Source organism: Paenisporosarcina sp. TG-14 (assembly GCF_000297555.1).
In the GTDB taxonomy this organism is placed as follows: Bacteria; Bacillota; Bacilli; order Bacillales_A; family Planococcaceae; genus Paenisporosarcina; species Paenisporosarcina antarctica.
On record NZ_AMGD01000039.1, the window covers coordinates 111,570 to 129,522 of the forward strand.

The following is a 17,953-nucleotide window of genomic DNA, read 5'->3' on the forward strand; positions in this document are numbered from 1 at the left end:
ATAGTGGAACCCGTTATTGAAATGCTAAATATCCGTAAAGAATTCGGGAATTTCGTAGCTAATGACAATATAACCCTTCAACTTAATAAAGGTGAAATTCATGCACTACTTGGCGAGAATGGTGCAGGAAAATCAACTTTGATGAATGTACTCTTTGGTCTATATCAACCTGAAGGTGGAGAAATCCGTGTTCATGGAAATGTTGTAAAGATTACGGATCCAAATGTCGCCAATAGTCTTGGCATAGGGATGGTTCATCAGCATTTCATGTTAGTTGAAGAGTTTTCAGTTACAGAAAATATAATTCTCGGTAGTGAACCTACGAAAATGGGAATGATTAACGCAAAATCTGCCGCTAAAAAGGTGCAAGAATTGTCAGAGCTGTATGGTCTAGATGTAGACCCATATGCAAAAATTAAGGATATTTCAGTAGGTATGCAGCAACGTGTAGAGATTTTGAAAACGCTCTATCGAGGAGCGGAGATATTAATCTTTGATGAACCAACTTCATCTCTAACTCCTCAAGAAATTACGGAGTTAATTCAGATTATGCGTCGTTTGATTGAAGAAGGAAAATCTATTATTTTAATAACTCATAAGCTAAAAGAAATTATGGAAGTTTCTGATCGTGTGACCATTATTCGTAAGGGTAAAGGCATTGGTACTGTAGTAACTGCAGAGACGAACCCAAATGAACTCGCCTCCCTAATGGTTGGACGTCAAGTAGAATTTAAAACGATAAAAGGTTTGGCGAACCCAACAACGGATGTATTAAATATTAAAGATTTGTTTGTCACTGATTACCGTGGAATTGAAAAGGTAAGAGGTCTTAACTTAAATGTTCGAAAAGGTGAAATCGTAGGAATTGCAGGAATTGATGGCAATGGACAATCGGAACTAATTGAAGCAATTACAGGATTGCGTAAAGTGAAAAGTGGCCATGTCTTTATAAAAGGTAAGGAAATTACTGGGAAGAGCCCACGTAAAATAACTGAATCTGGTGTTGGACATATCCCTCAAGATCGTCATAAACATGGTCTAATTCTCGATTTTTCAATCGGACACAATATTGCATTGCAAACGTATTATACAGAACCTATTTCTAAAAGCGGGTTTATAAATTATTCATTCATTTCGAAAAAAGCAAATGAAATCATTCAGAAATATGATGTTCGAACACAAGGCGATCATGAGCCTGCGCGAGCTTTATCAGGTGGTAATCAACAAAAAGCTATCATCGGTCGAGAAATTGATCGAAATCCTGATTTACTCATTGCTGCACTTCCTACACGTGGTTTAGACGTAGGTGCAATTGAGTTTATTCATCACAGTTTAATTGAACAACGAGATAAAGGGAAAGCTGTGTTATTAATTTCATTTGAATTAGATGAAGTAATGAACGTCTCTGACCGTATTGCTGTTATCTATGAAGGTCAAATTGTAGATACGTTAGATCCTCTTGAAACGAATGAACAGGAACTTGGTTTATTAATGGCAGGTCAAACAAACAAGGTAGCTCATTCTCATCAAGTAAAAGAGGGGGGCGACTCGCATGTCTAATCGTATTGTTAACATTCTAGTTCCTGTAATCTCTGTTATTTTAGGTTTACTTGTAGGAGCTATCGTCATGCTAGTTAGTGGATACGATCCAGTTGCAGGGTATTCCGCCTTATGGAACGGAATTTTTGGAGACGTCTACACAATGGGTGAAACGATACGCCAAATTACGCCTTATATTCTAGCTGGTTTAGCTGTAGCATTTGCTTTCCGTACTGGGCTATTTAACATTGGTGTTGAAGGTCAATTAATTGTGGGTTGGTTTGCAGCCGCTTATGTTGGAGTAGCTTTTGATTTACCGAAAATGATTCACTTGCCACTCGCAATTCTCGCAGCCGCAGCAGCAGGTGCATTATGGGGATTCATCCCAGGCCTTTTAAAAGCTCGTTTTAAGGTTCATGAAGTAATTGTCACCATCATGATGAACTACGTTGCTCTTCACACGACAAACGCATTAGTACGTGCTATCTCAGATGGGGGAGACAATACCGGTCCAATTAATCCGAATGCTTCACTTCGCTCAGATTTTTTAGCAAATATGACAGATTTCTCTCGTTTACATTATGGGATAATTATTGCACTTGTAATGGTTTTGGTAATGTATATTATTTTAGAGAAAACAACACTTGGATTTGAATTAAAAGCAGTTGGATTAAATCAACATGCATCCGAATATGCGGGGATGAATGTCAATAAAAATATTATTCTAGCAATGGTCATTTCAGGCGCATTTGCTGGTTTAGGTGGGGCAATGGAAGCACTAGGTACATTTGGGTTTGCTTCAGTTAAAGGTGGTTTTACAGGGATTGGATTTGACGGTATCGCTGTAGCATTACTTGGTGCGAATACACCTCTTGGTATTATATTTGGTGCAACATTGTTTGGGTCATTAAAATATGGAGCAACCAATATGCCAAATGAAGCAGGTATTCCAGAGGAAATCGTATCGATAGTAATAGCGATTATCATTTTCTTCGTAGCATCAGGTTATGTTATCCGATTACTTGTACAACGCTTCAGTAAGAATAAGGAGGCGAAGTAATGAGTTTATTAGAAGTATTATATTTCCTTGTTCCTGCTGCAATCTTTTATGCGGCGCCTCTAATTGTAACCGCCATTGGTGGTGTGTTTTCTGAACGTTCGGGTGTTGTTAACATCGGCTTAGAAGGACTCATGGTAATGGGGGCTTTTATTGGAATCTTGTTTAACTTATCATTTGTTCATATTTTTGGTGCAGGTACACCATGGATGGCACTCTTAGCTGCCATGATAGTTGCTGCATTATTTTCTTTATTACATGCAGTTGCTTCTATAACGTTTAGAGCAGATCATGTTGTTTCGGGTGTAGCCATTAACTTATTAGCTATAGCTCTTTGCTTGTACCTTGTTAAAATGATTTATGGAAAAGGACAAACGGATTTTATACAAGAACGTTTCTTACGTGACGACATTCCATTTTTAAAGAACATTCCAATTTTAGGACCGATGTTTTTCCAAAATGTCTATGCGACTTCGGTTTTAGCAATTGCAATTGCCATTCTTGCATGGGTAGTACTATATTTCACGCCTTTCGGATTACGTCTGCGTGCAGTGGGTGAACACCCAATGGCAGCAGATACGATGGGGATAAATGTCACACGTATGCGCTATATTGCCGTGATGATTTCAGGTGGTTTAGCAGGTATTGGTGGTGCAATTTATTCTCAATCAATTTCACTAGACTTTAGTCACTCAACTATTAATGGACAAGGATTCATGGCTCTTGCTGCTTTGATTTTCGGGAAATGGCATCCACTAGGAGCGATGGGGGCGGCATTATTCTTCGGATTTGCACAGGCGCTAAGTATTGTCGGGGGTTCAATACCGATTATTGAAGATGTGCCTAACGTATTCTTATTGATTTTGCCGTATGTCTTAACAATTCTTGCTTTAGCTGGGTTCATAGGGAAAGCACATGCGCCAAAAGCTTTAGGTACTTCGTATATTAAAGGCAAAAGATAATCATGTTTTTTATGGACTAAGCATTTGCTTAGTCTTTTTTTATAGTGTTTAATTGCAATCATTTATGAGCTCCATGTATAGTAAAAGAAAGGAATCGGCATATTAAAGAGATATAGGAGGGATTTCAATGTTTCAATCTATAAAGTTACAACCAGGCATTCATTTACATATTCGTCCAACTGATCAATTTAAAACTGTAAATTTTGCTTTTAAATTTAAACAGGACTTAACAAATCGTTCCGCATCAGAACGCTCGGTACTTGCAAATGTATTGTTGCACAGTAATGAACTTTACCCATCTAACCCAGCATTTCGAAGTCATTTAGATGAACTTTACGGTACAATTATGTACTTGGATTCAAGTAAAAAAGGAAGCGATCATTATATTACTTTGCTCGCTGAGTCCGTTAATGATCAATATTTGTCTACAGATGGCGTCTTAGATCAAGTGCTTAACTTATTGCAAACCGTTTTGTTCCAACCAAATTTCGAGCAAGGGAAATTTAAAGAATCTATAGTTAAACGTGAAAAAGTTTCTGTTACTCAACGTATTGAGTCTCTTTACGATGATAAAACTCGCTATGCACAACATCGATTAATTGAACTTATGCGTCCTAATCATCCAGCGTCAATTGGTGTAAATGGAACAATTAGTGATGTTGCCGCTATCACAAAAGAATCACTATTTGAAGCATACGATAAAATGCTTAAAGAAGATGAATTAAACATTTATGTTGTTGGCGACGTCGACGTTAAAGAAATGACATCTAAAATAAAAAAAGCATTTCCATTTGTTTCACGTGATATAAAGCAAAAAGTACCTCATCAAAATATTGAACATCCGACAGTTGAGGGGAATTATGTAAACGAATTCCAAGATATGAAGCAAGGGAAATTGCATATTGGTTATGAAACACCTGTGACGTTTACTCATCCTGATTTCCCGAAAATGCAAATTGCAAATGGTATATTTGGTGGTTATCCTCACGCAAAACTTTTCTTAAATGTACGTGAAAAAGAGAGCATGGCTTATTATGTGTCAAGTTCATTCTCTTCAGCCTACGGTCTTGTTTTTGTGTTAGCTGGGATTGACGCAAGCAAGCAAGAAAAAGCTGTACGGTTAATTGATGAGCAGCTTGATTTAATGAAAAAAGGCGAAATTTCACAAAATGAAATAGACCAAACAGTTGCGATGTTGAAAAATCAAATAAAAGAGGCACTTGATTCTGCACGAGGTCAAATCGAGATTTTCGATCAATACAAAGACCTGGATGAAAAATTCTCAGTCGAAAATTTAGTCCAAAATTGGTCGTTAGTTACTAAAGATGATATTCAAGATATGGCGAAGTCAATAAATAAACAACTCGTGTATTTATTGTCCGGAAAGGAGGAACTGTCACATGAAGGAGCTTCACTTTAAACAATTAGACGAAAAGTTATTCCATGAAAAAATGAATAATGGCTTAGAAGTTTATATTTTACCGAAAAAAGGATTCTCTAAAACATTTGTCACTTTTACAACAAAGTATGGTGCGATTGATAGTACTTTTGTGCCTCCTGGAGAATCGGAAGAAGTTACAGTACCAGATGGAATTGCCCATTTCTTAGAGCATAAGATGTTTGAAAAAAAAGACGGTGATGTTTTTCAAACATTTAGTGGGTATGGTGCTTCGGCCAATGCATTTACTTCGTTTACGCGAACTGCTTATTTATTTTCTGCAACGGATCACTTATATGAAAATACAGAGACTTTATTAAATTTTGTGCAAGAACCTTATTTTACGCAAGCCACTGTTGAAAAAGAAAAAGGCATCATTGGCCAAGAAATTACAATGTATGATGACCAACCTGACTGGCGTTTATATTTTGGGACGATTGAAAATTTATACAAAGATCATCCTGTAAAAATTGATATAGCAGGTACGATTGAATCCATTGATGAGATTACAGCTGAACATTTGTATACATGTTATGAAACGTTTTACCATCCATCGAATATGTTGTTGTTCGTGGTAGGTGCAGTAAATCCAGATGAAATGATGACATATATTCGTGAAAATCAGAATAAAAAAGAATTTGCCGAACCACAACCAATAAAACGCTCTTTTCCACATGAACCAATAGAAGTGGCAATAAAAGAAAATAAATTGTACATGGATGTTCAAAAACCTAAAGTCTATGTGGGCTTAAAAGCGAAAGAGACATCACTACAAGGTGAAACAATGATGAAGCAAGAAATGGCCATTCAACTAGCTCTTGAATTAATCTTTGGACGTTCTTCAGACTTCTATGTTGAAGCATATGAACAAGGTTGGATTGATGAATCATATGCATTTGATTTTACACTTGAAAAAGGCTTTGGATTTGCAATTATTGGATCAGATACTTCAAAACCTAAAGAATTGATAGAAGCTGTGAAGAAAGAACTAAAAAAAGTTGAAGAAAAATGGCCATTTGGTCAAGTGGATTTAGATCGAGTTCGCAAGAAAAAAATCGGCTATTTCCTACGTGCATTAAATTCCGTTGAATTTATTGCCAATCAATTTACACGTTATACGTTTAATGAGATGAATTTATTTGACGCAGTTCCAGTATTAGAGAAAATGACTGTCGCAGATTTACAACAGGCGTTCACTTCTATTCAAGGAGAAGAACAGCAAACAGTATTTTCGGTTCTTCCAAAGAAAGACCAAGAAATTTCTTGAAGAAATTCGCCTGCATTTTTGGAGCATCTGGTGAAATAGGGCAATCTATTGCTTTGGAAATGTCTACTCAAGGTTGGAGCTTGTACTTACATTTTCATGAAAATAAACTTGCTGTAGAAAAATTATATACACATCTCCAAAAACTTTTTCCGCAACAAGAATTTCATGTCTTACAAGTTGACCTAGGTAGTAATGAAGATGTCAGTAATGTATTAGCACAACTATTTGAAGTTCAAGCAATTATTTTTGCATCGGGCCAGGCTCTGTATCAATTACTTGAAGATACTTCTCTCCAAGATATGGAATCTGTTTGGCGGACACATGTGCAATCACCCATGTTCATTATCGGTCAATTAGCATCAAAATTAAGAAGGTTTAATACTTCTTATATTGTCTTTATTGGCTCGATATGGGGAGAAACAGGTGCAGCGGGAGAAACAGTCTATTCAGCGGTTAAAGGCGCACAACATGCATTTATAAAAGCATACGCAAAAGAAGCTGGTTCTTCCGGTGTTAGAGTTAATGCTATTGCTCCAGGATATATTGATACTAAAATGAACGAATCACTTGATGAATATGAGAGGGAAGTAATTGAAAATGACATTCCTTTAAAGGAAATTGGTAAACCACAAGATGTAGCAAATCTAGTGTCTTTTTTAACAAGCGAAAAAGCAGATTATATTACAGGTCAAGTGCTAAGTGTTAATGGTGGTTGGTACATATAAATTCTTTTTATTGCACATACTACATGTGAAAAGGAGGAATGAACATGGCTTTACTTGAAAACTGGCAAAAATGGACCCACTTTCTAGGTGCAAATGTAATGAGTGCCGAATCTACTGGAATGACTAAAAAAGCTATTCAATCTACAGCATATGAAATCGGTGATTACCTAGCTAAAAATGTGGATCCGAAAAATGAGCAAGAACGTGTACTTGCTGACTTATGGTCAGTGGCTTCAGAAGATGAACAACATTCTTTAGCGAACATGGTTGTAAAATTAGTTCAACAAAAAAATGTGCAATAAAAGAAAAGAAGGACATACGTCCTTCTTTTCTTTTTCCTTTTCTTACGTACAAAAATCAGATATGATAGAACCTAGAGCAGTTTAACAGCGTCATCTATTTTAGAAGACAATTTAATATGTTTTCTAGGGGAAATAAAAAAACTGCTTCTTTAATATGTTAGGCAGAAAGGTCGATATAATATGCGTGAATGGTATTTTGAATACGAAATACAAAAAAACCGACCAGGATTGCTCGGAGATATTGCTTCATTGCTTGGAATGCTTCGTGTGAACATCGTCACCATTAATGGTGTAGACCAGGGAAGACGGGGAATGTTACTCCGTGCAGAAAATGAAGAGCAAATTGAACGTTTTGAGTTAATTGTTTCTACGATGGATACAATTCGAGTTACAAAATTACGTACACCGAAATTACGTGACATTTTAGCAGTTAGACACGGACGATACATACAAAGAGATGTGGATGATCGCAAAACATTCCGTTTTGTTAGGGACGAACTAGGTTTACTCGTGGATTTTATGGCAGAGTTATTTAAGCAAGAAGGACACAAGTTAATCGGTATTCGAGGTATGCCTCGTGTAGGGAAAACTGAATCTGTAGTTGCAGCTAGTGTTAGTGCGAATAAAAAATGGGTGTTTTTATCGTCGACAATGATTAAACAAACCGTCCGAAATCAATTAGCAGGTGATGAATATAACGATAACAACATATTTATTTTAGATGGTATTGTTACTAAACAATCGACAGATGAACGCCATTTACAACTAGTGCGAGAAATGATGCGTCTTCCTACAATTAAAGTAGTTGAACATCCCGATATGTTCATCAAACAGTCAGAATACTCACTTGAAGACTTTGATTACATAATTGAATTACGACATGAACCAGATGAAGTAATAACGTACGAAATCATGGAAAAAAACCAGATGATGTCTGAAAGAGGTAATGTAGAAGGCTTCGGTGGTTTTAATTTTTAACAGGCAGGTGTTTTAATTGACTGAATTAGGAACTAGTTTAAAAGAGGCGAGATTGGCAAAGGGATACAGCTTAGAAGATTTACAAGAGATGACTAAAATTCAAAAACGCTATTTGTCAGGTATAGAGGAAGGCAATTATAGCATGATGCCAGGATCATTTTATATTCGAGCATTTATTAAGCAGTACGCTGATGCAGTAGGGTTAAATTCTGATGAATTGTTAGAGTCGTATAAGCAAGAATTGCCTTCTTCTTCTAGTGAAGAAATGCGACAAACAATGACATCTGCCCCTACAAGAAGCAGATCAATAACAAAATCTTCTAATCGCTTAGGCGAAGTTTTACCGATGGTTACGGTAGCAGTGATCATTATTATTGGTATCGTAATTTTTTGGCTATTATATCAAAACTTAATGATGAAGGACAATAATCCAACAGAAACACAAACTGACCAACCAGTGTCAATTGAAGAGCCTGAAACAAAAGATGAGACTTCTGCTGTAGATTCTGAAACAGAAGAAGAACCAATCGAGGAAGAACCCGTTGAAGAAGTAGAACCAACACAAACGATTGCAAAGGGTAAAATTGACGGTGAAACAACCAATTATACACTTTCAGGAACGGATACATTTTCACTGAAAATCGTCGCACGTGGCAGAGCTTGGGTCGGTGTTAAAAATCAATCTGGAGTAGAGATGCTAGGCTATGAATTAGCTAAAGGCAAAACGGTTACACTAGATCTTAGTGACGCTCAAACTGCTCGCATTCGAGTTGGTGCAGCACCTCAAATTGATGTATTTATAAATGATGAAAAAGTAGAATATGGAACTCCAACAACTGATAGAGTTACTCAAAATATGATGATTCAATTTTCTAATCAGCAATAGTCATCTCTAACAAGATGGCTATTTTCTTTGAATCGAAAGGAGACAGATAATGAATATACCTAATCAAATTACAGTTTCACGAATAATAATGATCCCAATATTTGTAGCCTTTATGCTTATTGATTTTGGTTGGGGAGATCTTACCCTTTTAGGGGCAACTTTACCCGTGGAACATCTAGTTGGAGCGATAATTTTCATTTTCGCAGCAGTCACTGACTTTATCGATGGATATTATGCACGTAAACATAATTTAGTCACAAAGATGGGCATGTTTTTAGATCCTCTTGCAGACAAATTATTGGTTTCGGCAGCTCTCATTATTTTAGTTGAACTAGGTTTTGCACCTGCCTGGATAGTCATCATAATCATTAGTCGTGAATTTGCTGTAACAGGCCTTCGTTTAATTCTAGCTAATGAAGGAGAAGTTGTTGCTGCAAAGCAATTAGGCAAAATTAAAATGTGGACACAAATTATTGCAGTTTCGGCATTGTTACTTCATAATATTATTTTTGAAATGTTCTCAATACCATTCGCCACGATTATGTTATATGTGACGTTAATCTTTACGATTTGGTCTGGATGGGATTATTTCTATGCGAACCGTCGTGTATTATTGGATTCTAAATAAGGGCGTGATTGAAAGTGAATGCTGAAATTATAGCTGTAGGGTCTGAACTATTACTTGGCCAAATTACGAATACAAATGCTCGTTACATTTCGAGTCAGCTAGCTGAACTTGGTGTCAATGTGTATTATCACACTGTAGTAGGAGATAATGCTGAGCGTTTAAAACAAGCCATTGAGCTTGCAGAGTCTCGAGCAGATTTGATTATTTTCTCAGGTGGACTTGGACCAACAAAAGATGATTTAACAAAGGAAACGATTTCAAAGCATCTAGGAACTGAGCTCATTATGGAACAAACCGCTATGCTCTCCATTGAAGCGTTTTTTCAACGGATCAATCGTCCAATGACTGAAAATAATAAAAAACAAGCACTCGTTTTAGACGGTTGTAAAGTATTAGCGAATCATAACGGTATGGCACCAGGTATGTTCTATTCACATGAAAAACGTATTTATATTCTTCTACCAGGTCCACCAAAAGAAATGGAACCGATGTTTCAATTCGAAGCAAAACCATTATTAGCTAATACGTTAAATCATGGAGAGATTATCATATCTCAAGTAATGCGTTTCTATGGAATCGGTGAAGCAGAACTAGAAACACAAATCATGGATTTATTAGAAACTCAAACAAATCCTACGATTGCACCTCTTGCTTCTGATGGCGAAGTCACTTTACGTGTGACAGCTAAAACGTCAAGCGAAGAAGAAGCTTGGCGATTAATTCATGAAACCGAACAACTTTTGCTTTCTCGTGTTGGTGGCTATTTATATGGCTACAACGATGAATCTCTAGCATCAAGTACAGCGAAACTATTAATTGAGCAAGGATTGACTATATCTGTGGCAGAAAGTTTAACTGCTGGCTTGTTTCAATCTGAATTAGCCGCCATTCCAGGAGTTAGTCAGACGTTAGTAGGTGGTGTTGTTACATATACTGCTGATTCAAAAATGAACCAACTTGGCGTTTCAAAAGAAATTATTGAGCAATACGGTGTTGTTAGTGAAGAATGTGCAACAGCCATGGCAACTAGAGTGAAAACAATGTTCAAAACGGATATTGGGGTAGCATTAACCGGTGTTGCGGGGCCTGGTGAACATGATCATAAACCAGCTGGAACTGTCTGGATAGCAATTATTCTTCCAAACGATGAAGTCGTGACACATGAATTACATTTAAGCGATATGAGAAATACAAATCGATTGCGCGCAGTAAAACGAACTTTTCATGATTTAATCCAACTGCTATCCACTTAGAAGATTGATTTAATTACGCTCTAGCCTGAAAGGTTGTTCTTGAAGTCACATCTTTCTTTGCTATAAGTGTCGAATATGGACATCTTTTTAATAACTGTCTAACAAAAATTGCTAACGTCTCTTGTGACGTTAGCAATTTTAGTTAGCGTTTCCTGCAAGAAGAAACTTTATCTTAAGAAAAGTAGGTAAAATTAAATTTTCACGGCTTGATTAGGTATAAAATTAGATTTTAAGCTGTTTTTTAAATTCAAAATTTGATTTTGTTAAAATTAAAACAGAATAAACGTTCGCTTTTTTCTTGTGTATTTCTCATAGACCAAGTATAGTAGAGACAGAAGATAATTTGTGTTTGAAATTAAAGGAGGAACCATTCTTGAGCGATCGTAAAGCAGCATTAGACATGGCGTTAAAACAAATTGAGAAACAATTCGGTAAAGGTTCAATTATGAAACTTGGAGAAAAAACTGATCGTGAAATATTGACGACTTCTAGTGGATCTCTTACTCTTGATGTTGCACTAGGTGTAGGTGGATACCCACGAGGACGAATTATTGAAATATATGGACCAGAGAGTTCTGGTAAAACAACTGTTTCTTTACATGCAATTGCAGAAGCACAAGCAGCAGGTGGTCAAGCAGCCTTTATTGATGTAGAGCATGCACTTGATCCTACTTACGCTCAAAATCTGGGTGTTAATATTGATGAATTATTATTATCCCAACCAGATACAGGAGAGCAAGCTTTAGAAATTGTAGAAGCACTTGTAAGAAGTGGTGCTGTTGATATTATCGTTATTGACTCTGTAGCAGCTCTTGTACCTAAAGCGGAGATTGAAGGGGAGATGGGCGATTCCCACATAGGTCTTCAAGCTCGACTAATGTCACAAGCATTACGTAAATTATCTGGTGCGATTAGTAAATCGAAAACGACTGCAATTTTCATTAACCAAATCCGTGAAAAAGTGGGCGTTATGTTCGGTAATCCTGAGGTTACACCTGGTGGTCGTGCACTTAAATTCTATAGTTCTGTTCGTTTAGAAGTTCGTCGTGCAGAAACAATTAAGTCTGGAAATGACTTCATGGGAAATAAAACGAAAATAAAAGTTGTGAAAAACAAAGTAGCACCTCCATTTAGAACGGCTGAAGTCGATATTATGTATGGTAGTGGAATTTCACGTGAAGGTGAAATAGTCGATTTAGGTGTGGAGATGGATATTGTAAATAAGAGTGGATCTTGGTATTCATATAACGATGATCGTCTTGGTCAAGGTCGTGAAAATGCAAAACAATACCTAAAAGATAATCATGCAACTCGAAATGAAATTGCTCAAAAAATCAGAGCTGCATATGGAATGATGGCAACTGCATATACAATTGGCGCTCATGATGAAGAAGAAGAAAATGAAGAGTTTGAATTGTCAGTAGACAAAAAATAAGGAATAAGTAGTAGTCTACCGTAAATTTAGGTAGACTACTTTCTTTTACTAGCACTTGTGAATCCTTGACAGAGTATTTTTACATCTATACAATTAAGCTTGTATAATCTCTCAAATGAATAACATTTGGCAGTATAGTGGACCACTCCATATATAAGCCAACTAAACATGTAAATGAAATAGCAAGAGGAGGTGTTCAAAATGTATGAAATTATCTCCGCTTTGCTTGGTCTTATCGTCGGTGTCGGTGTTAGCTATTTTTTAATTAAAAATGTGAACGATTCAAAAGTGACTGGTGCAAAGCAGTCAGCTGTTCTCATCGTAGATGAGGCGAAGCGCGAAGCGGAAGCTCTTAAAAAAGAAGCACTATTAGAAGCAAAAGATGAAACTCACAAATTGAGAATTGAATCAGAATCTGACATTCGTGAACGCCGGTCTGAACTGCAAAAACAGGAAAATCGGTACTTGCAAAGAGAAGAAAACCTTGATCGTAAGGATGATGCTCTTAACAAAAGAGACGCGGGTCTAGAGCGCAAAGAAGACGCTCTGACTGAAAGACTGCAGCAAGTAGAGCAGATGGAAAGTAAAGTAGCTGAACTAGTTGCAAAACAAGAAACAGAAATTGAGCGCATCTCTGCATTAACTCGTGAAGAAGCGAGAAGCATTATACTAAAACAAGTAGAAAATGAATTAGCAACGGACATCGCAGTGATGACGAAAGAATCTGAGACGCGAGCGAAAGAAGAATCTGATAAAAAAGCTCGTGAAATCTTATCATTAGCTATACAACGCTTCGCTGCAGACCATGTAGCGGAAACGACAGTGTCAGTAGTAACCTTGCCAAATGATGAAATGAAAGGCCGTATCATAGGCCGCGAAGGTCGGAATATTAGAACACTAGAAACATTGACGGGAATCGACTTAATTATCGATGATACACCTGAAGCAGTTATTCTTTCTGGTTTTGATCCAATCCGTCGTGAAACCGCTCGTCTGGCACTAGAAAAATTAGTCCAAGATGGCAGAATTCATCCAGCACGTATTGAAGAAATGGTTGAGAAGTCTAGACGTGAAGTCGATGAGCAAATTCGTGAAATCGGTGAACAAACGACATTTGATGTTGGCATTCATAATTTACATCCCGATTTAATTAAGATAATGGGTCGTATGCGTTATCGCACAAGTTATGGACAAAACGTCTTGAAACATTCGAAAGAAGTTGCGTTTTTATCAGGTTTACTCGCTGCTGAACTTGGAGAAGATGTCATGCTTGCTCGTCGTGCAGGATTACTGCATGATATCGGGAAAGCCATCGACCATGAAGTCGAAGGTAGCCACGTTGAAATCGGTGTTGAACTTGCAACGAAGTACAAGGAACATCCGGTAGTTATTAACAGTATTGCTTCTCATCATGGTGATACACCAGCAACATCTGTGATTGCAGTACTTGTAGCTGCAGCTGATGCATTATCAGCTGCACGCCCAGGTGCACGTAGTGAAACTTTAGAGAATTACATCCGCCGCTTAGAGAAACTGGAAGAAATTTCAGAGTCTTATGATGGTGTTGAAAAATCCTTTGCTATTCAAGCTGGTCGCGAAATTCGTATTATGGTTCGTCCAGAGCAAATTGATGACATTACAGCGCATCGCTTAGCGCGTGACATTCGAAAACGTATTGAAGAAGAAATGGATTATCCAGGTCATATTAAAGTGACAGTAATTCGTGAAACAAGAGCGGTAGAATACGCAAAATAAGTAAAAAAGGGCTTCATTTTGAAGCCTTTTTTTATTGGAAACGAAAGAAGGAATGAAAATGAAAGTATTATTTATTGGAGATATCGTAGGGTCAATTGGACGCGATACCGTAGAAGACTATTTACCAAGATTGAAAAAGAAATACCAGCCAGATGTCATCATAGCAAATGGGGAAAATGCAGCATCAGGACGTGGGATTACAAAGAAATTATTTCAAGAATTACTTTACATGGGGGTAGACGTCGTAACAATGGGAAATCATACATGGGATCAAAAAGAAATTTTTGATTTTATAGATGACACCGATTATTTAATTCGTCCTGCTAACTTTTCTGATGAAGCTCCGGGTAAAGGAATGACTAACATTACAAAAAATGGTCATACGTTATCCGTCATTAATTTGCATGGTCGTACTTTTTTACCACCTCATGATGATCCATTTAAAAAAGCGACAGAACTTGTAAAAGAAGCAAAACAACTATCACCACTAATTTTTGTTGATTTCCATGCAGAAGCAACAAGTGAAAAAATTGCAATGGGTTGGCATTTAGATGGAGAAGTATCAACAGTTGTAGGGACTCATACACATGTCCAAACTGCTGACGCTCGGATTTTTCCTAAAGGTACAGCCTACATTACTGATGTAGGGATGACAGGTCCATATGATGGTGTGCTAGGAATGAAAAAAGAAGAGGTGTTATACCGATTCCAAACTAATATGCCAGCACGTTTTGAAGTGCCAAAGTCTGGACGTTCTGTAATCAGTGCATTTTTCGTTGAGTTAGATAACCAAACAGGAAAAGCCAATTCTTTTGAACGTATTTATATAAATGAAGATTATCCTTTCAGAGGATAACTTCTTCTATATCTCTATGAACTTGCATAAAGTGATTTATGGACAGTTTAATCGTCCAACGGTCAGCAAGGACAAGGGGGAATCGTAGTGGAAACATTAAAAGTATCTTCAAAATCTAATCCGAATTCAGTGGCAGGTGCATTAGTTGCAGTCATCCGAGAAAAAGGGTATGCAGAAATGCAAGCAGTTGGGGCAGGAGCACTGAATCAAGCGGTAAAAGCAGTTGCAATTGCACGTGGCTTTGTGGCACCAAGTGGCGCCGATTTAATTTGTTCACCAGCATTTACAGATATCGTAATTGGTGGTGAAGACCGAACAGCGATTAAGCTTTTAGTTGAAAAACGTACACGAGTATAGTAATAAAGGCGGAAAGCGCCACTTAAGCTCGACGCTGACACCGAAAAGTGTAGCAGGCTAAAAGAGACCGACTTCTAACGCAGGAATAAGTTTCTTCTGCGAAGAGTAACCGGGGGAGAAATAACCTAGAAAATCTGTTTCCAATAAGAGTGTCAAACGCAGTTGCGGGCTTACGCTTGTGTAGTATCATTCAATTGCTATTCTTTCTTATCAGTTAAACAAACCCAATCTCAATAGAGGTTGGGTTTTTTAAAAGTGATTTAGGTATAGGCATATGTACTGAAGAATTTAATGAGCACTGAAATTTTGTCGACCGCGTTATAGATACTTTAGTATTTGTTGAACTGATTACGAAAATCTTGTTTTATTGTCGAATTACCGACAATTGAACCGACTACCTTGTAGGAATGAATAGGTTTTCAGTATAATAGAGGAATGCAGTTTTCGTCTGAGTATTGATTAGGATGAAAGGAGTTTTCTGATGAATGAAGAACAGAGATTATATAACTCACAAGTGAAAGAAGTAGAAAATAAAACAGAAAAAGATTATAGCCAGTATTTTGAATCTGTTTACATACCACCGTCTTTAAAGGAAGCAAAGAAACGCGGGAAAGAAGATATAACTTATCATAAAGATTTTGTAATAGATCCTGATTTTTTAGGTATGGGAAATGGGCGAAAGTTTTTCATTCGAACATTTGGATGTCAAATGAATGAACATGATACTGAAGTTATTGCAGGTATTTTCTTGAGCCTGGGTTACACTCCTACAGAAAACGTCCAAGAAGCCAATGTCATTTTGCTTAACACATGTGCTATTCGAGAAAATGCTGAAAATAAAGTGTTTGGTGAACTTGGTCACTACAAAAAAATAAAACGCGACAATCCAGATGTAATAATAGGAGTATGTGGTTGTATGTCTCAAGAGGAATCTGTTGTCAATAAGATCTTGAAAACTTATAATCAAGTAGATATAATTTTTGGCACGCATAATATTCATCGCTTACCGAACATTTTAATGGAAGCATATCTGTCAAAGGAAATGGTTATTGAAGTGTGGTCAAAAGAAGGTGACGTGATTGAAAGCTTACCAAAGGTTCGCCGTGGTAAAATAAAAGCGTGGGTTAATATCATGTATGGCTGTGATAAGTTTTGTACTTATTGTATCGTACCGTATACACGCGGAAAAGAACGAAGCCGCAGACCTGAAGATATCATACAAGAAGTAAGGCAGCTTGCAGCGGAAGGGTATAAAGAAGTCACTTTACTAGGTCAAAATGTAAATGCGTATGGTAAAGATTTTAATGATCTTACGTATCGTTTAGGTGATTTAATGAACGATCTTCGTCTAATTGATATACCAAGAATTCGTTTTACTACTAGTCATCCTCGTGATTTTGATGATTATTTGATTAAAGTTCTAACAAAGCGTGGTAATTTGGTGGAGCATATTCATTTACCTGTTCAATCAGGTTCAACAAGTATGCTAAAACTAATGGCACGTAAATATAGTCGTGAACAATATTTGGAATTAGTTCGGAAAATCAAAATCGCTTTACCTGATGCTGCATTAACAACGGATATTATTGTGGGCTTTCCAAATGAAACGGACGAGCAGTTTGAAGAAACAATGTCTTTATATGAAGAAGTTGGATTCGAACATGCATTTACGTACATTTATTCACCACGTGAGGGTACACCAGCTGCAAAAATGGAAGACAATATACCAATGGGTTTAAAAAAACAACGTCTACAACGATTAAATAATCTTGTAAATGATTTATCAGCTAAAGCAATGAACGCTTACAATGAGCAAATTGTTGAAGTTTTAGTTGAAGGTGAAAGCCGAAAAAATTCAGACGTCCTTGCAGGTTACACAAGAACGAGCAAGCTTGTTAATTTTGCTGGTCCCAATGAGATTATTGGCAAGCTTGTAATGGTGAAAATCACGAAAACAAAAACATGGTCACTAGAAGGCGAATTAATTGAAGTCGTCGCTGGCCAAGAAGTGGGTGTCTTATGACAACGAAATACACAAAAGATGATATTATTGCAAAAGCAAGAGAAATTGCCGAGATGATTTCACATACTGAAGAAGTAGATTTCTTCAAACGTGCGGAAGCACAAATTAATGAAAATCAAAAGATTCGCGAAAAAATTGCGAGTTTGAAAAGTCTTCAAAAACAAGCAGTTAATTTTCAACAATACGGAAAAGAAAAAGCATTATCATTAATCGAAGGTAAAATTGAGAAGATTGAAGTAGAAATTGATGAGATCCCAATTGTTCAAGAGTTTAAACAATCGCAAGGCGATGTAAATGACTTATTACAATTAGTAGCGAATACAATTTCAAACAATGTTACAAATAAAATTATAGAATCAACGGAAGGCGATTTACTTCAAGGAGAAACGGGTTCTAGAGTCCAAAGTAGCAAGCCTAGTAGTCTCAAATAATCATGTATAAAAACTGTTTCCTTGCATTTTAGGAAACAGTTTTTTAGTGTGCCCAGCATGG

At 36.9% G+C, this 17,953-nt stretch carries 17 protein-coding genes; all 17 read left to right on the forward strand.

Annotated elements, in window-relative coordinates; all coding sequences use genetic code 11:
* Window positions 1-3: 3 nt before the first annotated feature.
* The 17 genes from C406_RS0112045 to C406_RS0112125 all read left to right on the forward strand — a co-directional run bounded on the left by C406_RS0112045 (window position 4) and on the right by C406_RS0112125 (window position 17,892).
* The gene (locus C406_RS0112045; RefSeq protein ID WP_017380885.1) at window positions 4-1,560 is read left to right on the forward strand and encodes an ABC transporter ATP-binding protein; all 1,557 of its coding nucleotides are present in this window, start codon (window positions 4-6) and stop codon (window positions 1,558-1,560) included.
* Window positions 1,553-2,599, forward strand: a complete 1,047-nt coding sequence (locus C406_RS0112050) for an ABC transporter permease (protein WP_017380886.1) — start codon at window positions 1,553-1,555, stop codon at window positions 2,597-2,599. Before C406_RS0112045 ends, C406_RS0112050 begins: the two co-directional genes overlap by 8 nt.
* Window positions 2,599-3,558 (forward strand): ABC transporter permease, encoded by a 960-nt coding sequence (locus tag C406_RS0112055; protein WP_017380887.1) that lies wholly within the window; start codon window positions 2,599-2,601, stop codon window positions 3,556-3,558. The genes C406_RS0112050 and C406_RS0112055 overlap by 1 nt, the downstream gene beginning before the upstream one ends.
* Before the next feature lie 127 nt (window positions 3,559-3,685).
* Window positions 3,686-4,978 carry an EF-P 5-aminopentanol modification-associated protein YfmF gene (yfmF, locus tag C406_RS0112060; RefSeq protein ID WP_017380888.1) on the forward strand — a complete coding sequence of 431 codons (1,293 nt, stop codon included), beginning with the start codon at window positions 3,686-3,688 and terminating at the stop codon, window positions 4,976-4,978.
* Window positions 4,959-6,263 (forward strand): EF-P 5-aminopentanol modification-associated protein YfmH, encoded by a 1,305-nt coding sequence (yfmH, locus tag C406_RS0112065; protein WP_017380889.1) that lies wholly within the window; start codon window positions 4,959-4,961, stop codon window positions 6,261-6,263. Before yfmF ends, yfmH begins: the two co-directional genes overlap by 20 nt.
* Window positions 6,260-6,988 carry an elongation factor P 5-aminopentanone reductase gene (ymfI, locus tag C406_RS0112070; protein ID WP_017380890.1) on the forward strand — a complete coding sequence of 243 codons (729 nt, stop codon included), beginning with the start codon at window positions 6,260-6,262 and terminating at the stop codon, window positions 6,986-6,988. The genes yfmH and ymfI overlap by 4 nt, the downstream gene beginning before the upstream one ends.
* 44 nt (window positions 6,989-7,032) lie before the next feature.
* Window positions 7,033-7,290: a DUF3243 domain-containing protein gene (locus tag C406_RS0112075; protein WP_017380891.1), complete on the forward strand. Its 258-nt coding sequence runs from the start codon at window positions 7,033-7,035 to the stop codon at window positions 7,288-7,290.
* Between the two features lie 180 nt (window positions 7,291-7,470).
* Window positions 7,471-8,268, forward strand: a complete 798-nt coding sequence (locus C406_RS0112080; RefSeq protein WP_017380892.1) for a DUF3388 domain-containing protein — start codon at window positions 7,471-7,473, stop codon at window positions 8,266-8,268.
* A 16-nt stretch (window positions 8,269-8,284) separates the two neighbouring features.
* A complete protein-coding gene (locus C406_RS0112085) occupies window positions 8,285-9,154 on the forward strand; it encodes a helix-turn-helix domain-containing protein (RefSeq protein WP_017380893.1) in 870 nt (289 codons plus the stop codon).
* A gap of 49 nt (window positions 9,155-9,203) precedes the next feature.
* Window positions 9,204-9,782, forward strand: a complete 579-nt coding sequence (gene pgsA / locus C406_RS0112090; RefSeq protein ID WP_017380894.1) for a CDP-diacylglycerol--glycerol-3-phosphate 3-phosphatidyltransferase — start codon at window positions 9,204-9,206, stop codon at window positions 9,780-9,782.
* A 14-nt stretch (window positions 9,783-9,796) separates the two neighbouring features.
* A complete protein-coding gene (locus C406_RS0112095) occupies window positions 9,797-11,035 on the forward strand; it encodes a competence/damage-inducible protein A (RefSeq protein WP_017380895.1) in 1,239 nt (412 codons plus the stop codon).
* A gap of 373 nt (window positions 11,036-11,408) precedes the next feature.
* Window positions 11,409-12,470, forward strand: coding sequence for a recombinase RecA (recA, locus tag C406_RS0112100; protein WP_017380896.1), 1,062 nt, complete (start codon window positions 11,409-11,411; stop codon window positions 12,468-12,470).
* Between the two features lie 201 nt (window positions 12,471-12,671).
* Entirely contained in the window at window positions 12,672-14,225 is a 1,554-nt protein-coding gene (gene rny, locus C406_RS0112105; protein WP_017380897.1) for a ribonuclease Y, read from the forward strand.
* A gap of 58 nt (window positions 14,226-14,283) precedes the next feature.
* Complete coding sequence (locus C406_RS0112110; RefSeq protein WP_017380898.1) at window positions 14,284-15,081, forward strand: TIGR00282 family metallophosphoesterase; 798 nt, start codon at window positions 14,284-14,286, stop codon at window positions 15,079-15,081.
* A gap of 87 nt (window positions 15,082-15,168) precedes the next feature.
* Entirely contained in the window at window positions 15,169-15,438 is a 270-nt protein-coding gene (locus C406_RS0112115; RefSeq protein WP_017380899.1) for a stage V sporulation protein S, read from the forward strand.
* Window positions 15,439-15,919: 481 nt separating this feature from the next.
* Entirely contained in the window at window positions 15,920-17,461 is a 1,542-nt protein-coding gene (miaB, locus tag C406_RS0112120) for a tRNA (N6-isopentenyl adenosine(37)-C2)-methylthiotransferase MiaB (protein ID WP_017380900.1), read from the forward strand.
* A complete protein-coding gene (locus C406_RS0112125) occupies window positions 17,458-17,892 on the forward strand; it encodes a RicAFT regulatory complex protein RicA family protein (protein WP_017380901.1) in 435 nt (144 codons plus the stop codon). The genes miaB and C406_RS0112125 overlap by 4 nt, the downstream gene beginning before the upstream one ends.
* Window positions 17,893-17,953 lie beyond the last annotated feature (61 nt).